The 16,806-nt window shown below is 68.5% G+C and carries 16 protein-coding genes; 7 read left to right on the top strand and 9 right to left on the bottom strand.

The window, feature by feature from the left end; all coding sequences use genetic code 11:
• The first annotated feature begins 58 nt into the window (after positions 1-58).
• The 7 genes from ACWCXX_RS16860 (at position 59) to trxA (ending at position 9,677) form a co-directional block, all read left to right on the top strand.
• The gene (locus tag ACWCXX_RS16860) at positions 59-2,356 is read left to right on the top strand and encodes a DUF6049 family protein (protein WP_451127813.1); all 2,298 of its coding nucleotides are present in this window, start codon (positions 59-61) and stop codon (positions 2,354-2,356) included.
• A gap of 49 nt (positions 2,357-2,405) precedes the next feature.
• A complete protein-coding gene (murJ, locus tag ACWCXX_RS16865; protein ID WP_451127815.1) occupies positions 2,406-4,565 on the top strand; it encodes a murein biosynthesis integral membrane protein MurJ in 2,160 nt (719 codons plus the stop codon).
• 127 nt (positions 4,566-4,692) lie between these two features.
• A complete protein-coding gene (locus tag ACWCXX_RS16870) occupies positions 4,693-6,405 on the top strand; it encodes a protein kinase family protein (protein WP_451127817.1) in 1,713 nt (570 codons plus the stop codon).
• A gap of 118 nt (positions 6,406-6,523) precedes the next feature.
• Positions 6,524-7,255, top strand: coding sequence for an RNA polymerase sigma factor SigM (gene sigM / locus ACWCXX_RS16875; protein ID WP_451127819.1), 732 nt, complete (start codon positions 6,524-6,526; stop codon positions 7,253-7,255).
• Positions 7,252-8,202: an anti-sigma factor family protein gene (locus ACWCXX_RS16880; RefSeq protein WP_451127821.1), complete on the top strand. Its 951-nt coding sequence runs from the start codon at positions 7,252-7,254 to the stop codon at positions 8,200-8,202. The genes sigM and ACWCXX_RS16880 overlap by 4 nt, the downstream gene beginning before the upstream one ends.
• Before the next feature lie 134 nt (positions 8,203-8,336).
• A complete protein-coding gene (trxB, locus tag ACWCXX_RS16885; RefSeq protein WP_451127823.1) occupies positions 8,337-9,299 on the top strand; it encodes a thioredoxin-disulfide reductase in 963 nt (320 codons plus the stop codon).
• 45 nt (positions 9,300-9,344) lie between these two features.
• Positions 9,345-9,677 (top strand): thioredoxin, encoded by a 333-nt coding sequence (gene trxA, locus ACWCXX_RS16890; RefSeq protein ID WP_451127825.1) that lies wholly within the window; start codon positions 9,345-9,347, stop codon positions 9,675-9,677.
• Positions 9,678-9,756: 79 nt separating this feature from the next.
• Here trxA and ACWCXX_RS16895 read toward each other — a convergent pair whose 3' ends face one another.
• The 9 genes from ACWCXX_RS16895 to rpmH all read right to left on the bottom strand — a co-directional run bounded on the left by ACWCXX_RS16895 (position 9,757) and on the right by rpmH (position 16,633).
• On the bottom strand, positions 9,757-10,374 hold the full coding sequence (locus ACWCXX_RS16895; RefSeq protein ID WP_451127827.1) for a GNAT family N-acetyltransferase: 618 nt from the start codon (positions 10,372-10,374) through the stop codon (positions 9,757-9,759).
• 301 nt (positions 10,375-10,675) lie between these two features.
• Positions 10,676-11,776: a ParB/RepB/Spo0J family partition protein gene (locus tag ACWCXX_RS16900; RefSeq protein ID WP_451127829.1), complete on the bottom strand. Its 1,101-nt coding sequence runs from the start codon at positions 11,774-11,776 to the stop codon at positions 10,676-10,678.
• Positions 11,773-12,849 (bottom strand): ParA family protein, encoded by a 1,077-nt coding sequence (locus ACWCXX_RS16905; protein WP_451127905.1) that lies wholly within the window; start codon positions 12,847-12,849, stop codon positions 11,773-11,775. The genes ACWCXX_RS16900 and ACWCXX_RS16905 overlap by 4 nt, the downstream gene beginning before the upstream one ends.
• 304 nt (positions 12,850-13,153) lie before the next feature.
• Positions 13,154-13,870, bottom strand: a complete 717-nt coding sequence (rsmG, locus tag ACWCXX_RS16910; RefSeq protein ID WP_451127831.1) for a 16S rRNA (guanine(527)-N(7))-methyltransferase RsmG — start codon at positions 13,868-13,870, stop codon at positions 13,154-13,156.
• Positions 13,871-13,979: 109 nt separating this feature from the next.
• Complete coding sequence (locus ACWCXX_RS16915) at positions 13,980-14,489, bottom strand: Jag family protein (protein ID WP_114245516.1); 510 nt, start codon at positions 14,487-14,489, stop codon at positions 13,980-13,982.
• Positions 14,490-14,503: 14 nt separating this feature from the next.
• Entirely contained in the window at positions 14,504-15,742 is a 1,239-nt protein-coding gene (gene yidC / locus ACWCXX_RS16920; protein ID WP_451127834.1) for a membrane protein insertase YidC, read from the bottom strand.
• 3 nt (positions 15,743-15,745) lie between these two features.
• The gene (gene yidD, locus ACWCXX_RS16925) at positions 15,746-16,105 is read right to left on the bottom strand and encodes a membrane protein insertion efficiency factor YidD (protein WP_451127836.1); all 360 of its coding nucleotides are present in this window, start codon (positions 16,103-16,105) and stop codon (positions 15,746-15,748) included.
• On the bottom strand, positions 16,102-16,473 hold the full coding sequence (rnpA, locus tag ACWCXX_RS16930; protein ID WP_451127838.1) for a ribonuclease P protein component: 372 nt from the start codon (positions 16,471-16,473) through the stop codon (positions 16,102-16,104). Before rnpA ends, yidD begins: the two co-directional genes overlap by 4 nt.
• Before the next feature lie 22 nt (positions 16,474-16,495).
• A complete protein-coding gene (gene rpmH, locus ACWCXX_RS16935; protein WP_006348049.1) occupies positions 16,496-16,633 on the bottom strand; it encodes a 50S ribosomal protein L34 in 138 nt (45 codons plus the stop codon).
• Between the last annotated feature and the right edge of the window lie 173 nt (positions 16,634-16,806).

Below are 16,806 nucleotides of genomic sequence, written 5' to 3' on the forward strand. Positions count from 1 at the left end.
GACGCAGCAACCGACAACCATCGACACCAGCTGACGACGACGAGGGACGGGTAAGCGCGTGGCCGAGCCGGCAGACATCCAGGGGATCGGTCCCTCTCCTGCCCGCCGGTGGTTGCGGCGCACCGCGGCCCTGATGGCCGGAGCACCTCTCGTCGCGGCTCTGCTGGCCGGTCCGGCCGCGCCCGCGGCGCGGGCGAGCGAGCCCGGCAAGGCCCCCACCGGCTCCCGGACGGTCGACGTGTCCCTGAACGGCGTGGCCCCGAGCGCTCCGGTCAAGGGAGACACCCTGACCGTCTCCGGCACCGTGACCAACCGGGGCAAGGAGACGATCACCCAGGCCACGGTCGATCTGCGGGTGAGTTCGAAGCTTCCCAGCAGGACGGCGATCGACGCCGCCGCCAAGCGCACCGGCTTCGTGCCCGGCAGCGAGCCCGCTCCGCTCGGCGGCAAGTACACGGTGAAGTTCGCGAAGCTCCCCTCCGGCATCAGCCAGGACTTCACGCTGTCCGTCCCGGTCAGCAAGCTGGGGCTCGGCGACGACGGCGTGTACCAGCTCGGCGTCTCGTTGTCGGGGCAGACCTCCCGCGTCCCGTACGGCCAGGTGCTGGGGATCGAGCGGACCTTCCTGCCCTGGCAGGAGGAGGAGCGCGACTCCAGGACCAAGATCACCTATCTCTGGCCGCTCATCGCGTCGGCCCACGTCACCGCCGAGACGGACACCGATGACCAGCGGACCCCCGTCTTCGCGGACGACAGCCTGGCCGCCGAACTGGCTCCGGGCGGACGCCTCGAACAGTTGGTCTCGCTGGGCAGCCGACTGCCGGTGACCTGGGTGATCGACCCGGACCTGCTGGCCAGTGCCGACGCGATGGCGGGGGACTACCGCGTCAGATCCGGTGACACCACCGTCGCAGGGAAGAACCAGGCCGTCGCCAAGAAGTGGCTCACCTCCCTCGAAGCCGCCGTGGCGGACGGAAAGGTCGTCGCGCTGCCGTTCGCCGACCCCGATCTGGCATCCATCGCGCACCGCGGCAAGAACGTCTCGGGCACCCTCAGCCACCTCCAGACCGCCACGGAGGCGGCGGCGACGACGGTGCAGACCGTGCTCCACGTGAAACCGTCGACCGACTTCGCGTGGCCCGTCGACGGCGCGATCGACCCGTCGATCGTCGATGTCGCCACCTCGGCCGGCGCCCACAAGGTGATCGCCCGCAGCGACAGCCTCCAGGAGACGGGCGGTCTGGCCTACACACCGACCGCGGCCCGGCCCATCGGCGGCGGCACCACCGCGGTCGTCTCCGACGCCCGGCTCTCCACCGCCTTCCAGGGCGACATGTCGAAGGCGGAGTCCTCCACCCTCGCCGTGCAGAAGTTCCTCGCGCTGACCCTCGCGCTGGCCGAGCAGGACACGGACACGGAGCGGAGCATCGTCGTCGCGCCGCAGCGGACGCCCACGGTCGCCCAGGCTCAGTCGATGGCCCGCGCCCTGCACGGACTCGACGGCGAGCGCTGGACACAGCCGCTCGGGCTCGTGGAAGCAGCCGGGGCGAAGCCCGACGCCAACGCCACGACGAGCGTCCCCAGAGCCTCCCGGTACCCGAAGAAGCTCCGCAGCCAGGAGCTGCCCACCCAGGCCTTCCAGGACATCAAGTCCACCCAGGTCTCGCTGAACAACTTCCAGGTCATCCTCACCCAGACCGAGCGGGTCGTGACCCCTTTCGGCAACGCGCTCAACCGCTCCATGTCGACGTCGTGGCGAGGCCAGCCGCTCGAAGCCCAGCAGTACCGGGACTCGGTCCGCACCTATCTGCAGGGCCTCATCAACGAGGTCCAGCTCATCTCGAAGTCGGACGTCACCCTGTCCGGCCGCAGCGCCACCATCCCGGTGACCGTGCAGAACCGGCTGCTGCAGGGTGTGGACCACCTGGTCCTCCGGCTGAAGTCGGAGAACGCCACCCGCCTCAAGCTGAACGACGGCGGAGCCGTGGCGGAACAGCCGATCCGTATCGGCCCCGGCCACAGCCAGTCCGTGAAGTTCGACGCCGCGGCCAACATCAACGGCCAGGTACGGATGACGGCGCAGCTCTACACGGAGGACGGCACACCGTACGGCGGGGAGATGACCTTCACCGTGAAGGTCTCCGAGCTCACCCCGACCGTGCTGCTGGTCATTGCCGGAGGACTGCTGCTCCTGGTCCTCGCGGGCATCAGGATGTACACCCAGCGCAAGCGCGCCAACGCGAACGGCCCGGCCGACGGTGACGGCGACGAACCCGAGCAGCCGAGTGACCCGACGCCGGACACCGGTCCGGAAAGCGGGGAGCCTTCGGCCCCGGGTGAGAAAGTGGAACGTTGAGCGATGTCTGTCGTGGCCGGTCGGCCCGGGACGATGAGGTGGGGTTTCGATGAACGCGCCGTACGACGGTGACCGCGGTCAGGGTGCGGGCGGAGCCGGGTCCTCCGGCGGGCCTCCGATGCCTCAGGGCCCCGGCCAGGTTCCGCCGACGCCCGATCCGTACCTCCAGGACGCCTACGACCGCGACCCCTACCGCGCCCAGGACCTGACCGTCCAGGACCCGGTGTCCGAGGCCCTGTACGACCGCGCCGCGCACCCGCCACCGCCGCCGGGCACCTACCAGCAGCCCCAGCCGCTCTACCAGCAGCCGCCCGCGGCGCAGTATCCGCCCGACCCGCGCATCTGGGCACAGACCCCGCCGCCCGAGCCCGACGGCCCGTCGCGGCACCTGCCGTACGGCGACAACCCTGCGACCACCCAGTTCGTCGGGGTGGACGACCTCGTCAGCCAGGCATCCCGGGACGAGGAGCAGCCGGACGCCTTCGCGCACCTCTTCCGGGACCAGCAGGGCCCGTCCGGTGCCGCGCCCGCCCCCGCGGAGCCCGAACCAGCTCCGGTACCCGCTCCGCCGAAGTCCGGCGGCCGGGTCTCCGGACTGCTGAAGTCCAGCGCGCTGATGGCGGCCGGCACCCTCGTCTCCCGCCTGACGGGGTTCGTCCGCAGCCTCGTGATCACCGCCGCGCTCGGTGCGGCACTGCTCGGCGACAGCTTCACCATCGCGTACACCCTGCCCACGATGATCTACATCCTCACCGTGGGCGGTGGCCTCAACTCGGTCTTCGTGCCTCAGCTCGTCCGCTCCATGAAGGACGACGAGGACGGCGGCGAAGCCTACGCCAACCGGCTGCTGACCCTCGTGATGGTCGCGCTCGGCGTGATCGTCGCGATCGCGGTCTTCGCCGCTCCGTTGCTGATCCACATGATGTCGCCGACGATCGCCCAGGACGCGGCAGCCAACAGCGTCGCTGTGACCTTCGCCCGGTACTGCCTGCCGACCATCTTCTTCATGGGCGTGCACGTCGTGATGGGCCAGATCCTCAATGCCCGCGGCAAGTTCGGCGCGATGATGTGGACCCCGGTCCTCAACAACATCGTCATGATCTTCACGTTCGGCATGTTCATCTGGGTCTACGGCACGTCCGCCGAATCCCGGATGGGTGTCGAGACGATTCCGCCGGAGGGGGTCCGGCTCCTCGGCATCGGCACGCTGCTCGGTCTCATCGTGCAGGCCCTGGCCATGGTCCCGTACCTGCGCGAGGCGGGGTTCCGTTTCCGTCCGCGCTTCGACTGGAAGGGACACGGGCTCGGCAAGACGGTCAAGCTGGCCAAGTGGACCGTCCTGTTCGTCCTGGCGAACCAGGCGGGCGTGATCGTCGTCACCCAGCTCGCGACCTCGGCGGGCAAGCTGTCCGGCAAGGACGGCGCCGGCTTCCTCGGCTACTCCAACGCCCAGCTCATCTGGGGCATGCCGCAGGCAATCATCACCGTGTCGGTCATGGCGGCCCTGCTGCCCCGAATCTCCCGCGCCGCCCACGACGACGACCCGGGCGCCGTCCGGGACGACATCTCGCAGGGGCTGCGGAACTCGGCCGTCGCGATCGTGCCGGTGGCCTTCATGTTCCTCGCCCTCGGCCTGCCGATGTGCACCCTCCTGTACTCCTCTGCGGGCGTCGAGGCGGCCCGGTCGATGGGCTTCATCCTCATGGCCTTCGGCCTCGGCCTGATCCCGTACTCCGTGCAGTACGTGGTGCTGCGCGGCTTCTACGCGTACGAGGACACCCGCACCCCCTTCTACAACACGGTCATCGTCGCCGCGGTCAACGCAGCCGCGTCGGCCCTCTGCTACGTGGTGCTGCCCGCCGAGTGGGCAGTGGTCGGCATGGCCGCCTCGTACGGACTCGCCTACGCCGTCGGCGTGGGCATCGCCTGGCGGCGGCTGCGCAACCGTCTGGGCGGGGACCTGGACGGCGCCCACGTCGTGCGCACCTACGCCCGGCTGTGCATGGCCGCCGTCCCGGCGGCGGTGCTCGGCGGAGGCGTGGGCTTCGCCGTGCTCCTGGGGCTGGGCGAAGGTGCCTTCGGTTCGCTCGTCGCGCTGATCTGCGGCGGGGCCGTCCTGCTGGGTGTCTTCTTCGTAGCCGCCAAGCGCATGCGGATCGAGGAGATCAACGGCATGGTCGGCATGGTCCGAGGACGTCTCGGACGCTGACGTTCACCAGCCGCACAACCATCCCCGCCCCTTGCGTGTCGTGCATAGCGCCGGAGTGTGGGCACAATTGGCGTGACTGTGCAGAGCTGGCTGGCATCGCGCAACGGATGGGGAGGCAGGAACGACGGTGGCGGAACGTAGCACGGCTGCCGTCGACGTGGCCGACAACAGCGGTGACGAGCCGCTGACCGCCAAGGCGGACGAGGCCACGACCGACGGGACGGCAGAAGCTCAGGACACGACGAGCTCGGAGTCACAGGGGACGGACGGCGAGCACATCGACTCCAGGACCCCCCTGCCGACCCCTGATCTGCACAGTGGCCACAAACTTGCCAGACGCTACCGGCTTGAGGAATGCGTCACCCGTCTGGACGGATTCAGCAGCTGGCGGGCCGTGGACGAGAAGTTGCGCCGCGCGGTGGGCGTCCATCTGCTCCCCGCCGACCACCCCCGCGCCCGTTCCGTACTGGCCGCGGCCCGCTCCTCCGCCCTGCTCGGCGACCCACGCTTCGTGCAGGTGCTCGACGCGGTGGAGGAGGACGACCTCGTCTACGTCGTCCACGAATGGCTCCCTGACGCCACCGAACTCACCTCTCTGCTGGCCTCGGGGCCGATGGACGCGCACGACGCCTACCAGCTCGTCAGCCAGGTGTCCCAGGCCATGGCCGCCGCGCACCGGGAAGGGCTCGCCCATCTGCGGCTCACCCCCGGTGCAGTGCTGCGCAGCTCGACCGGGCAGTACCGGATCCGCGGCCTCGCGGTGAACGCCGCTCTTCGGGGCATCACCTCCGAGGGCCCGCAGCGTGCGGACACCGAGGCGATCGGCGCCCTTCTCTACGCCGCGCTGACCCAGCGCTGGCCGTACGAGAACGACGCGTACGGCCTGACGGGACTTCCCAAGGGAGTGGGCCTGATCGCCCCCGACCAGGTGCGTGCCGGGGTCCACCGCGGCCTCTCCGAGATCGCCATGCGCGCGCTGGCCAACGACGGCGCCACCGCCTCCCGTCAGGAACAGCCGTGCACCACGCCGGACGAGCTGGCCAAGGCCGTTGCCGCGATGCCCCGCATCCGTCCGCCGGAGCCCGCCTTCACGGCGCCGCCCGAGTACCAGCGCACGACCTATCAGCAGGGCTCCTACGGCCGTCCACCGAACGGGACCGTCCCCACCCAGCCCGTGGTCCCCGTACCGCCGGCTCCGCTCCAGAGCCGTACCGGCAAGGTCCTCAAGTGGGCCGTGTCCGCGTTGCTCATCGCCGCGCTGGGCCTCGGCAGCTGGCAGCTCGCCGAGACGCTCATCGACCGCATCAAGGGCTCGGGGCCCGACGAGACCACGCAGACCACCCCGAAGGACGGCGACGAAAAGGTGCCGACCCCGCTCAAGCCCCTGCGGATCACCGGCGCGACGGAGTTCATGCCCAGCGGCTCGGGCATCAAGCAGGAGGACGTGCCGAAGACCATCGACGGCGATGCGAGCACCTCCTGGGTCACCCCCCGCTACCAGGGGTACGCGAACTTCGGCAACCTCGCCCCCCGCAGGGACGGCAGCGGCATAGTCATCGATCTGGGCAGCGTCCAGGACGTCTCCGGCATCGAGATCGGCATGTACCGCAGCGGACAGAAGATCGAGGTGCTCGCGGCCGGTGCCGACGCCTCCGCCCCGTCCTCGCTCCCGGACTTCCCGCAGCGCCTCACGAAGCTCGAAACCACGGGGAACGAGCTGAAGCAGACCTTGGACAAGCCCGTACGGACCCGCTACGTCCTGGTCCACGTCACCGAGCTCCCGGCGGACGGAACAGGCGGTTACCGGGGCGGAATCTCGGAGATCTCCGTACTGGGCTGACGAAGAGGCCGGTGGGGCTTCCCACCGGCCTCCCGCACGACCGACGCCTCGTCGGACGGTGTCTCCTTGCGCCCCCTGCCCTGCCCACTCGAATCGTGATAGACAGACGCACCGCGACATGGAGAAAGGGAGGGAGGGGGAGGTGGCCGCCGAGCCGTCAGAACCACTCAGCGACTCAGACCTCCTCGCTCGCCACGTGGCCGGTGACCCCGAGGCCTTCGGCGAGCTCGTACGACGCCACCGCGACCGGCTGTGGGCCGTGGCACTGCGCACCCTGGGCGACCGCGAGGAAGCCGCCGACGCCGTCCAGGACGCCCTCGTCTCCGCGTTCCGGGCCGCCCACACCTTCCGCGGCCAGTCCGCCGTCACCACCTGGCTGCACCGCATCACCGTCAACGCCTGTCTCGACCGGGTCCGCAAGGCAGCCACCCGCAAAACCGCCCCCGTCAACGACACCGAACGGTTCGAGCAACTCCTCGAACCCCACGAGTCCGCGGAGGCACCGGCAGAACGCCAGGACCTCCACCGCGAACTCCTGGCTGCACTCGCCACCCTCCCCGCCGAGCAACGGGCCGCGCTCGTCCTCGTGGACATGCAGGGCTATCCCGTGGCCGAGGCGGCACGCATCCTCGACGTACCGGCAGGCACCGTGAAGAGCCGCTGCGCACGGGGGCGGGCCCGGCTGGCCCCGCTCCTCGCCCACCTCCGCAACGAGGACGCGGAAACCGGCGGGCCGGGAACGGAAAGGAACCGGACGGGACGCACATCCGTCCCACCTGCATCGGGGCCGAGTAACACCGGCACAGGCGATCCCGCTGCAGTAGTGAAGGGCGGAGGTGGACACGCATGACATCAACGGCCGACACGACCCGGCATCCGGATCCCACAGAGATCTCCGATCTCACGGAGGGACTGCTCCCGCCGCCGCGTGCGGCAGAGGTCCACCGGCATGTGGAGGGGTGCGAACCCTGCGCCGAGGTCCATTCCGCCCTCAAGGAGATCCGGGCGCTGCTCGGCTCCGTACCCGCACCCCAGCGCATGCCCGACGACGTCGCGGACCGCATCGACGCCGCGCTCGCCGCCGAAGCAGCCCTCGCAGAATCCGGAAGGCCCCACGACTCGGCGCATGTTTCACGTGAAACGAAGCTTCTGCCGACACAGAAGTCCGCCCCGGGTCCAGGCAGTCCTTCGATCCGCCCGGCGGGTCGCCCGCACGCGGCCACAGGCCCCGGCCGACAGCCGGTCCGGCGTCGCCGCCGCGCTGTCGTGCTCGGCGCCGCCCTCGGCGCAGCTGTGATCGGGGTGGGCGTCTTCATGCTCCAGGGACTCCAGCCGACCCACAATTCCGCGAGCGTCAAAGCTGCGGACCGCCGGTCCGGCTCCACGGGGAGCGGCGAGGGCGCCTTCTCGGACTCCATGCTCGAAAGCCGGGTGCGCACCCTTCTCCAAGGCGCCGGCACGAAGCCGTCGGACACGGACGGTTTCCACACCGAGAGGCAGGCCCCGTCCGCCGGAGCCCGGTCGGCCCCCGAGAACGATTCGACCGTGCCGCCTCAAGCTCCGTTGCAAGCGCCCACCGTGTCCGTCCCGGCCTGTGTGGAGCAGGGCATCGGCCGCAGGACGCCGGCCCTCGCCGCGGAAGCCGGGACCTACGAAGGCACTGATGCCTTCCTCGTCGTCCTTCCGCACCCTTCCGACACGAGCCGTGTGCAGGCGTACGTCGTCGATGCCACCTGCGTCCAGAACTCCGCGGACAAGGGGAAGCTCCTGCTGACCCGCACCTACGCGCGTCCCTGAGAAACGCCCCGGGCGCCGCCCCGACACGTCGGGGAATGCATCCCCCGTAGGATCCGTTGGGTGGGGTGAGAGTCGGTGCACCGGCCCCAGTAGGCGTGGACAGTAGGCAGTCTGCAGAGACGAGGAAGAAACCCGTGAGCGACGTCCGTAACGTGATCATCATCGGCTCCGGCCCCGCGGGCTACACGGCCGCCCTTTACACCGCACGTGCCTCGCTGAAGCCGCTGGTGTTCGAGGGCGCCGTCACCGCCGGCGGCGCGCTGATGAACACCACCGACGTGGAGAACTTCCCGGGCTTCCAGGACGGGATCATGGGCCCCGAGCTCATGGACAACATGCGTGCCCAGGCCGAGCGCTTCGGCGCCGAGCTCGTTCCGGACGACGTCGTCTCCGTGGATCTCACCGGGGACGTCAAGACGGTCACCGACACGGCAGGCACGGTCCACCGTGCCAAGGCCGTCATCGTGACGACCGGCTCCCAGCACCGCAAGCTCGGTCTGCCCAACGAGGACGCCCTCTCCGGACGCGGTGTCTCCTGGTGCGCCACCTGCGACGGGTTCTTCTTCAAGGACCAGGACATCGCCGTGGTGGGCGGCGGCGACACCGCGATGGAGGAGGCGACCTTCCTCTCCCGCTTCGCCAACTCGGTCACCATCGTCCACCGCCGGGACACCCTGCGCGCCTCCAAGACCATGCAGGAACGCGCCTTCGCCGACCCGAAGATCAAGTTCGCCTGGGACAGCGAGGTCGCCGAGGTCCACGGCGAGCAGAAGCTGTCCGGCCTGACCCTTCGGAACACCAAGACCGGCGAGACCTCCGAGCTCGCGGTGACCGGCCTGTTCATCGCGGTGGGGCACGACCCGCGCACCGAGCTCTTCAAGGGCCAGCTCGACCTCGACGAAGAGGGCTACCTCAAGGTCGAGGCCCCCTCGACCCGCACCAGCCTCACTGGCGTCTTCGGCGCCGGTGACGTCGTCGACCACACCTACCGGCAGGCCATCACCGCTGCCGGCACCGGCTGCTCGGCGGCTCTCGACGCCGAGCGCTTCCTTGCCGCGCTCGCCGACGACGAGAAGGCCGCCGCGGCCGCCGTCTGATCCACGCCTCTCACTCCACACCCCCAAGAAGTTAAGGAGGTCGCCGTGGCCGGCGCCCTGAAGAACGTGACCGACGACTCCTTCGACGAGGTCGTCCTGAAGAGCGAGAAGCCCGTACTGGTGGACTTCTGGGCTGCCTGGTGCGGTCCGTGCCGTCAGATCGCCCCCTCCCTGGAGGCCATCGCCGCCGAGCACGGTGACCAGATCGAGGTCGTCAAGCTCAACATCGACGAGAACCCGGACACGGCCGCCAAGTACGGCGTCATGTCCATCCCGACCCTGAACGTCTACCGGGGCGGCGAGGTCGCCAAGACCATCGTCGGTGCCAAGCCGAAGGCCGCGATCCTCCGTGACCTCGAAGACTTCATCGGCGCGTAGGACCGCAGCGCGCTGTTTCACGTGAAACGGGTCCGTCCCTCGGGGACGGACCCGTTTCACTTTTCCATCGGCACATGGATCACAGCGGCCTGAGAGCGGGCTCCTTCTGCACCGCGCCCAACAACCGGTCCAACGCCATCTCGACGTCTTCCTTCCAGGAAAGCGTCGTCCGCAGCTCCAGCCTCAACCGCGGGTGAACCGGATGCGGCCGTACGGTCTTGAAGCCGACCGCCAGCAGATGATCCGCGGGGAGCACACAGGCGGGCTCCTTCCACCGGGCGTCACCGAACGCCTCGATCGCCTTGAAACCACGACGCAGCAGATCCTTGGCGACGGTCTGCACCATGACCCGGCCGAGCCCCTGCCCCTGATAGCCGGGCACGATCCAGGAAGTCATCAGCTGCACGGCATCGGGGGAGACCGGGCTGGTGGGAAACGCCGTCGACCGCGGCACATAGGCCGGTGGCGCGTAGAGGACGAAGCCCACCGGCACATCGTCGACGTAGACCACGCGCCCGCACGACCCCCACTCCAGGAGGACGGCCGAGATCCACGCCTCCTTCTCCAGGCCGGGCGTTCCCGCCTTTACCGCGGCTTCCCCACTGACCGGATCGAGCTCCCAGAAGACACACGACCGGCAGCGTCTGGGGATATCGGAAAGGTTGTCCAGTGTGAGTGGTACGAGCCGACGCCCCATGAAGGCTGTTCCTCGCTTCCTTCACCCGTCGCATCGCGTACGACGGCCAGTGCACCCCGTTCGAGAGGCGGGCCACCGGCAAAGCTTCCGTCGGCTCCCGGGCCCGGTCCCACCGTCATCGATCGACTGCGGCTCACTGATCGCATGGCCCTCCCCACCGAGACGACTCAAGCCGGATGTGCCACACCAGAACGCATCGTATCCACCCGGAGATGAAGCCGACACCGAGAGAAAGCAAAGGGCGGGCTGTGTTCCGGCAACCCCCGGAGCACAGCCCGCCCACCATCCCGTCGGGTCGGGGTCAGTCCTCGTCGCCCTTCTCGGACTCCTCGGAGGGCGCCCGGTCCAGCACGCGCTCCTCGCCCGGCGCCAGGCTACTGAGAATCCGGTCGAGATCCTCCATCGACGCGAACTCGACGACGATCTTCCCCTTCTTCTGCCCGAGGTCGACCTTCACCCTGGTCTCGAAGCGGTCCGACAGCCGGGAGGCGAGATCGGACAGCGCGGGCGAGAGCCGGCCGCCGGCCCGCGGGCCCTTGGGCTTGACTGAGCTCGTGGGACTGGAGCCCATGAGGGTCACGATCTCCTCGACCGCACGCACCGACAGCCCCTCGGCCACAATGCGGTGAGCGAGCCTGTCCTGCTCCTCCGAGTCCTCCACGGACAGCAGCGCCCGTGCGTGCCCCGCCGACAGCACCCCGGCCGCGACCCTCCGCTGCACCGGAGCCGACAGCCTCAGCAGGCGCAGCGTGTTCGACACCTGCGGCCGCGAGCGCCCGATCCGGTCGGCCAGCTGGTCATGCGTGCACTTGAAGTCCTTGAGCAGCTGGTCGTACGCGGCTGCCTCCTCCAGCGGGTTCAGCTGAGCCCGGTGAAGGTTCTCCAGGAGCGCGTCCAGGAGAAGCTTCTCGTCCTCCGTGGCCCGGACGATGGCCGGGATCCGCTCCAGACCCGCCTCGCGACAAGCCCTCCAGCGCCGCTCACCCATGATGAGCTCAAAGCGCTCCGGCCCCACCTTCCGCACCACGACGGGCTGGAGCAGGCCCACCTCCTTGATGGAGGTCACCAACTCCGCGAGCGCGTCCTCGTCGAACACCTCACGGGGCTGACGAGGGTTCGGGGTGATGGAGTCGAGGGGCACCTCGGCGAAATACGCCCCGGATACCGCTGCCGGCCCAGGGGCCACATCGTTCTCCAGGACCGGCATGCTCGGCTCCGGCACCGCCGGAGTGCTCGCGAGGGTGGCCACCTTCGCGGCGGCCACTCCTCGTTCCGTCGTCATCACGGGGCCCGCCCCGGAGGAGGCCGAGCCCATCCCCGCGGACGGCATCTGCTTCTCCTGCGGAGCGGCGGGGATCAGAGCACCCAGCCCACGCCCCAACCCTCTTCGACGCTCGCTCACTGAATACCCTCCGAAATGCTCTGCTGGCTGTTCCCAGTGCCCGAGTGGGCATGCTGGGCCTCGTACTGGACCCCGACACCCCGCAGGGCAATCTCACGTGCTGCTTCGAGGTACGACAGCGACCCGCTGGAACCCGGATCGTAGGTCAGCACCGTCTGCCCGTAGCTCGGCGCCTCCGAGATCCTCACCGATCGCGGAATGCTCGTCCGCAGCACCTCCTTGCCGAAGTGGGTGCGCACCTCCTCCGCAACCTGTGACGCGAGCCGGGTCCTGCCGTCGTACATGGTGAGCAGGATCGTCGACACATGAAGATCGGGGTTGAGGTGTCCCCGCACCAGGTCCACGTTGCGCAGTAGCTGTCCCAGTCCTTCGAGCGCGTAGTACTCGCACTGGATGGGGATCAGTACCTCGGCACCGGCGACCAGGGCGTTGACCGTCAGCAGACCGAGCGAGGGCGGACAGTCGATGAGGATGTAGTCCAGCGGCTGCTCGTAGGCTTGGAGCGCACGCTGCAATCGGCTCTCCCGTGCCACCAGCGACACCAGCTCGATCTCCGCACCGGCGAGATCGATGGTGGCGGGGGCACAGAAGAGACCTTCGACGTCCCGAACGGGCTGGACCACTTCGGAGAGCGGCCTGCTGTCCACCAGGACGTCGTAGATGGAGGGGACTTCGGCGTGGTGATCGATACCCAGAGCCGTGGAGGCGTTCCCCTGCGGGTCGAGGTCGACCACCAGAACGCGCGCGCCGTGAAGCGCGAGCGAGGCGGCAAGGTTGACCGTCGTGGTCGTCTTGCCCACCCCACCCTTCTGGTTGGCCACCACCATGACGCGCGTACGGTCAGGCCGGGGCATGCCTTCGCCGGCGCGGCCAAGGGCCTCGACCGCCAGCTGGGCCGCACGACCGATGGGTGTGTCGTCCATCGGCGGTGGTGTTTCACGTGAAACACCCTCCCCCGCCGATTCGGTTCGGGGACCGGGGACCGGATCGGTCATCGGTCCCGCGAAGTTGGCGTCGGACCGCAAGGATTCACTCTCCTCGACTTCAGGCTCGCAATGAACAGAGCCTGCCATGCTTTCGGGGTCGTGAACCAGCGAGGTCCGTTCTTCTGTGGATGAATCCTCTTCTGTGGACAACTCCGTAGCCCTCACGGGCTTGCGATGCCGTGGCGCGGCAGCCGCGCGACCGCGCCTGATGATCTCCTGCAGCAGAGAGCGACGTTTCACGTGAAACACGATGCCCCTGCGGCCCAGCCGCAGGGGCACGACACTCCGCATGGGCACGTATGGCCACACACCTGGAGAAACATCATTAATTGGTAGGAATCACCCATCGCGGCTGGTCTCGCCGCACAACCGGAGCTGCCGATCGGAGCCGTCAGCGACGGCGTCGCGTGCGGCTCGTCCGCGCGGCCTTGGCCCGCTTTGCGGCGAACCTCACACCCCCCGGGCTCTCTCCGACCACCACACGCACCACCGTGGACATCGGGTCGACAATGCCCTCACCGACGTGCAGCACCTCGGTCTCCTCCACGCCGAGCTTGCTCAGGGCCGCACGTGCCCCGACGATCTCCTCCTCGGCGGTGTCCCCCTTCAGTGCCAGCATCTCGCCGTACGGACGCAGCAGCGGAACGCCCCAGCCGGCCAGCCGGTCCAGTGGGGCCACCGCACGGGCCGTCACGACATGAACCGGCTGAAGCGTCCCCAGGACCTCCTCGGCGCGGCCACGCACGACCGTCACATGGTCCAGACCCAGCAGCTCGACGACTTCCTGGAGAAAATTCGTCCGCCGAAGCAGGGGTTCCAGCAGAGTGATCTTGAGATCCGGCCGCACCAGAGCCAACGGGATGCCCGGAAGCCCCGCACCCGAGCCCACATCGCAGACCGTGACTCCCTCGGGCACGACCTCGGAGAGCACCGCGCAGTTCAGCAGGTGCCGCTCCCACAGCCTGGGCACCTCGCGCGGCCCGATCAGCCCCCGCTTCACTCCGGCGTCCGCCAGCAGTTCCCCGTACCGAACAGCCTCCGGGAAGAACTCGCCGAAAACCGCGCGTGCCCCTTCGGGCGCCTCGGGAAGCTCTACTTCCGCCGTCACGGGAACCGTCCTTCCATACCGCACTACCGCACTGTGGTGGCTGACTATCAGGCTGACAAAGATCGGCCCCGCCTGCGCACAGACGGGGCCGGTGGAGCAAAGTGTCCGGTCAGGCCGGGAGAACAACGACGAAGCGCTGCGGCTCCTCGCCCTCGGACTCGCTGCGCAGACCGGCGGCCGCGACCGCGTCGTGCACGACCTTGCGCTCGAACGGCGTCATCGGGTCCAGCTTCACCGGCTCGCCGGTGCTCTTGACCTCGTCCGCGGCCTTGGCGCCCAGCTCGGCGAGCTCCGCCCGCTTCTTGGCCCGGAAGCCCGCGATGTCCAGCATCAGCCGACTGCGGTCCCCGGTCTCCCGGTGCACGGCGAGCCGCGTCAGCTCCTGGAGCGCCTCCAGCACCTCACCGTCGCGGCCCACGAGCTTCTGCAGATCACGTGCCGAGTCGCTGATGATCGAGACCGCGGCCCGGTCCGCCTCGACATCCATGTCGATGTCGCCGTCGAGATCGGCGATGTCGAGCAGACCTTCGAGGTAGTCCGCTGCGATCTCGCCCTCCTGCTCAAGGCGGGTCAAGGTGTCGCTGCCCTCAGCGGCCGTGGAGGTGGTGCCTTCCGTCACGGATGGACTCCTTCTTACTTCTTGGACGGGTGCTTGGGCCGCTGCGGACCCTTGCGCTGCCCGGACTTGGCTTGGCGTGAGGAGCCGGACGTGGGCTTCTCGTCCTGCGGTGCCTTCCCCTTCTGCAGGGAGGTCTTGGAGCCCGACTCGGTGGAATCGGCGCTCTTGGCCGCCGCGGCACCGGTCTGACGCTGGGCCTTGGTCTGGCGCTTGGGCTGCTGACGACGCTGAGCGGTCGCGCCCTCGGCGTCGGCGACGGCCGTCTCGCTCTTGGCGACCGTGCCGTCCTCCTGGGCGGCGAGCCCCAGCTTCGCCAGCCCCGTGATGAACTTCCGCTCGATGTCGTTGCGGTCCGGGCCCTTGGCCACGATCCGCTTGACGGTGTTGCGACGGGTCCTGCCGCGGACCTCGCCGTGCGCGGTGACGCTCTTCAGCAGACGTCCCAGGTACTGGTCCTGCGCCTTGCTGCCCGGGGTCGGGTTCTGGTTGATCACGTACATCTGCTGACCCATGGTCCAGACGTTGGTGGTCAGCCAGTAGACGAGGACACCGACGGGGAAGTTGATGCCCATCACGGCGAAGATCACCGGGAAGATGTACATCAGCATCTTCTGCTGCTGCATGTACGGCGTCTTGACCGTCAGGTCGACGTTCTTCGTCATCAGCTGGCGCTGGGTGAAGAACTGCGAGGCCGACATCAGCACGATCATGATCGCGGTGACGACCCTGACATCGGTCAGCGAGGCACCGAGAGCCTGGACCTTCTCCTCGCTGTCCATGAACTTGGCAGCGAGCGGAGCACCGAAGATGTGGGCCTGACGGGCGCTGTCGAGCAGCGACTGGTCGATGACGCCGATCTTCTTGTTCGAGGCGATCGACGAGAGCACGTGGTACAGGGCGAAGAAGAACGGCGACTGGGCCAGGATGGGAAGGCACGAGGAGAGTGGGTTGGTACCCGTCTCCTTGTACAGCTTCATCATCTCTTCGGACTGACGCTGCTTGTCGCTCTTGTAGCGCTCCTGGATCGCCTTCATCTTCGGCTGGAGCACCTGCATGTTGCGGGTCGACTTGATCTGCTTGACGAAAAGCGGGATCAGGCAGATCCGGATCAACACCACCAGGGACACGATGGACAGGCCCCAGGCCCACCCCGTGTTGTCACCGAAGATCGCCCCGTACAACTTGTGGAACTGGACGATGACCCATGAGACGGGCCAGGTGATGAAGCTGAACAGACTGGCAATCGTGTCCACTAATCAGGCTCCTTGAGCATTGGGCGAAGTCTCTGCGGCCGAGTTCCGGGGTTCGGAAGCCGATCCCCGAACAGGCACGTCAGCGGCGGAGTCCCCGCCCTTGCCACCGCGCATGGCATTACGCAGGAGTTCATGCCAACGCGGACGTTTGCGTGGTGGAACATGGTCCACGCCACCGGGTGACCACGGATTGCACCGCAGGATGCGCCAGGCCGTCAACGCAGTCCCCTTGATCGCCCCGTGCCGGTCGATCGCCGTGTATCCGTAGTGGGAACACGACGGGTAGTAACGGCAGACAGGCCCGAGAAGTGGGCTGATCGTCCACTGGTACAGCTTGATGAGAGCCAGCAGCGGGTACTTCATCGCGCGCCCCCTCCCAGCAGCCGCTGAAGAGCGGCATCCAGGTCTCGGGCCAGCTGATCGTGGTCGGCGTCGCCCGCTCCGGGCAACGCTCGTACGACAACCAGGCTACCGGGGGGCAGCAGCGCGAGCCGATCGCGTACCAGGTGGCGAAGCCTGCGCTTCACCGCCGTGCGCACCACCGCTCCACCCACTGCTTTGCTGACAACGAAACCCGCACGCGTCGGGGGAGCGTTCTCCCCAGTCGCGTGCGGGTCCGTTGCACCGCTGCGTAGATGAACGACGAGTAGCGGGCGTCCGGCCCTGCGTCCTCGACGTACCGCGGTCGCGAAGTCCTCGCGCCGCCTCAGCCGATTCTCGGTAGGCAGCACGTCATGACCTGTTTGAAAGCGATCAGGCGGACAGGCTGGCGCGACCCTTGCTACGGCGGGACGCGAGGATCGCGCGGCCGGCACGGGTGCGCATACGCAGCCGGAAGCCGTGGGTCTTCGCGCGACGACGGTTGTTCGGCTGGAAGGTGCGCTTGCTCACTCGGGGGCTCCAGAAATGACTCGTGTGTTGGCGGGACATCGCCTGGCTGTCACCGTGCGCCCACGAGAGACTCGCGTAAACGCTCTAGTGCACCGCTTCGCAATCACAGATCGTGATCTTTGCCCATCGGAGGCAGGCGGCAGCAGCCATCGACAACTCGACCTGGTCACGGT

The sequence above is a fragment of the Streptomyces sp. NPDC001732 genome (genome assembly GCF_053596315.1).

Bases quoted from the DNA above. Each gene is read 5' to 3' on its own strand.
- ACWCXX_RS16905 (WP_451127905.1), bottom strand. From the start codon at position 12,849: ATGGCAGGCTCTGTTCATTGCGAGCCTGAAGTCGAGGAGAGTGAATCC.
- murJ (WP_451127815.1), top strand. From the start codon at position 2,406: ATGAACGCGCCGTACGACGGTGACCGCGGTCAGGGTGCGGGCGGAGCC.
- ACWCXX_RS16895 (WP_451127827.1), bottom strand. From the start codon at position 10,374: ATGGGGCGTCGGCTCGTACCACTCACACTGGACAACCTTTCCGATATC.
- ACWCXX_RS16880 (WP_451127821.1), top strand. From the start codon at position 7,252: ATGACATCAACGGCCGACACGACCCGGCATCCGGATCCCACAGAGATC.
- sigM (WP_451127819.1), top strand. From the start codon at position 6,524: ATGGAGAAAGGGAGGGAGGGGGAGGTGGCCGCCGAGCCGTCAGAACCA.
- yidD (WP_451127836.1), bottom strand. From the start codon at position 16,105: ATGAAGTACCCGCTGCTGGCTCTCATCAAGCTGTACCAGTGGACGATC.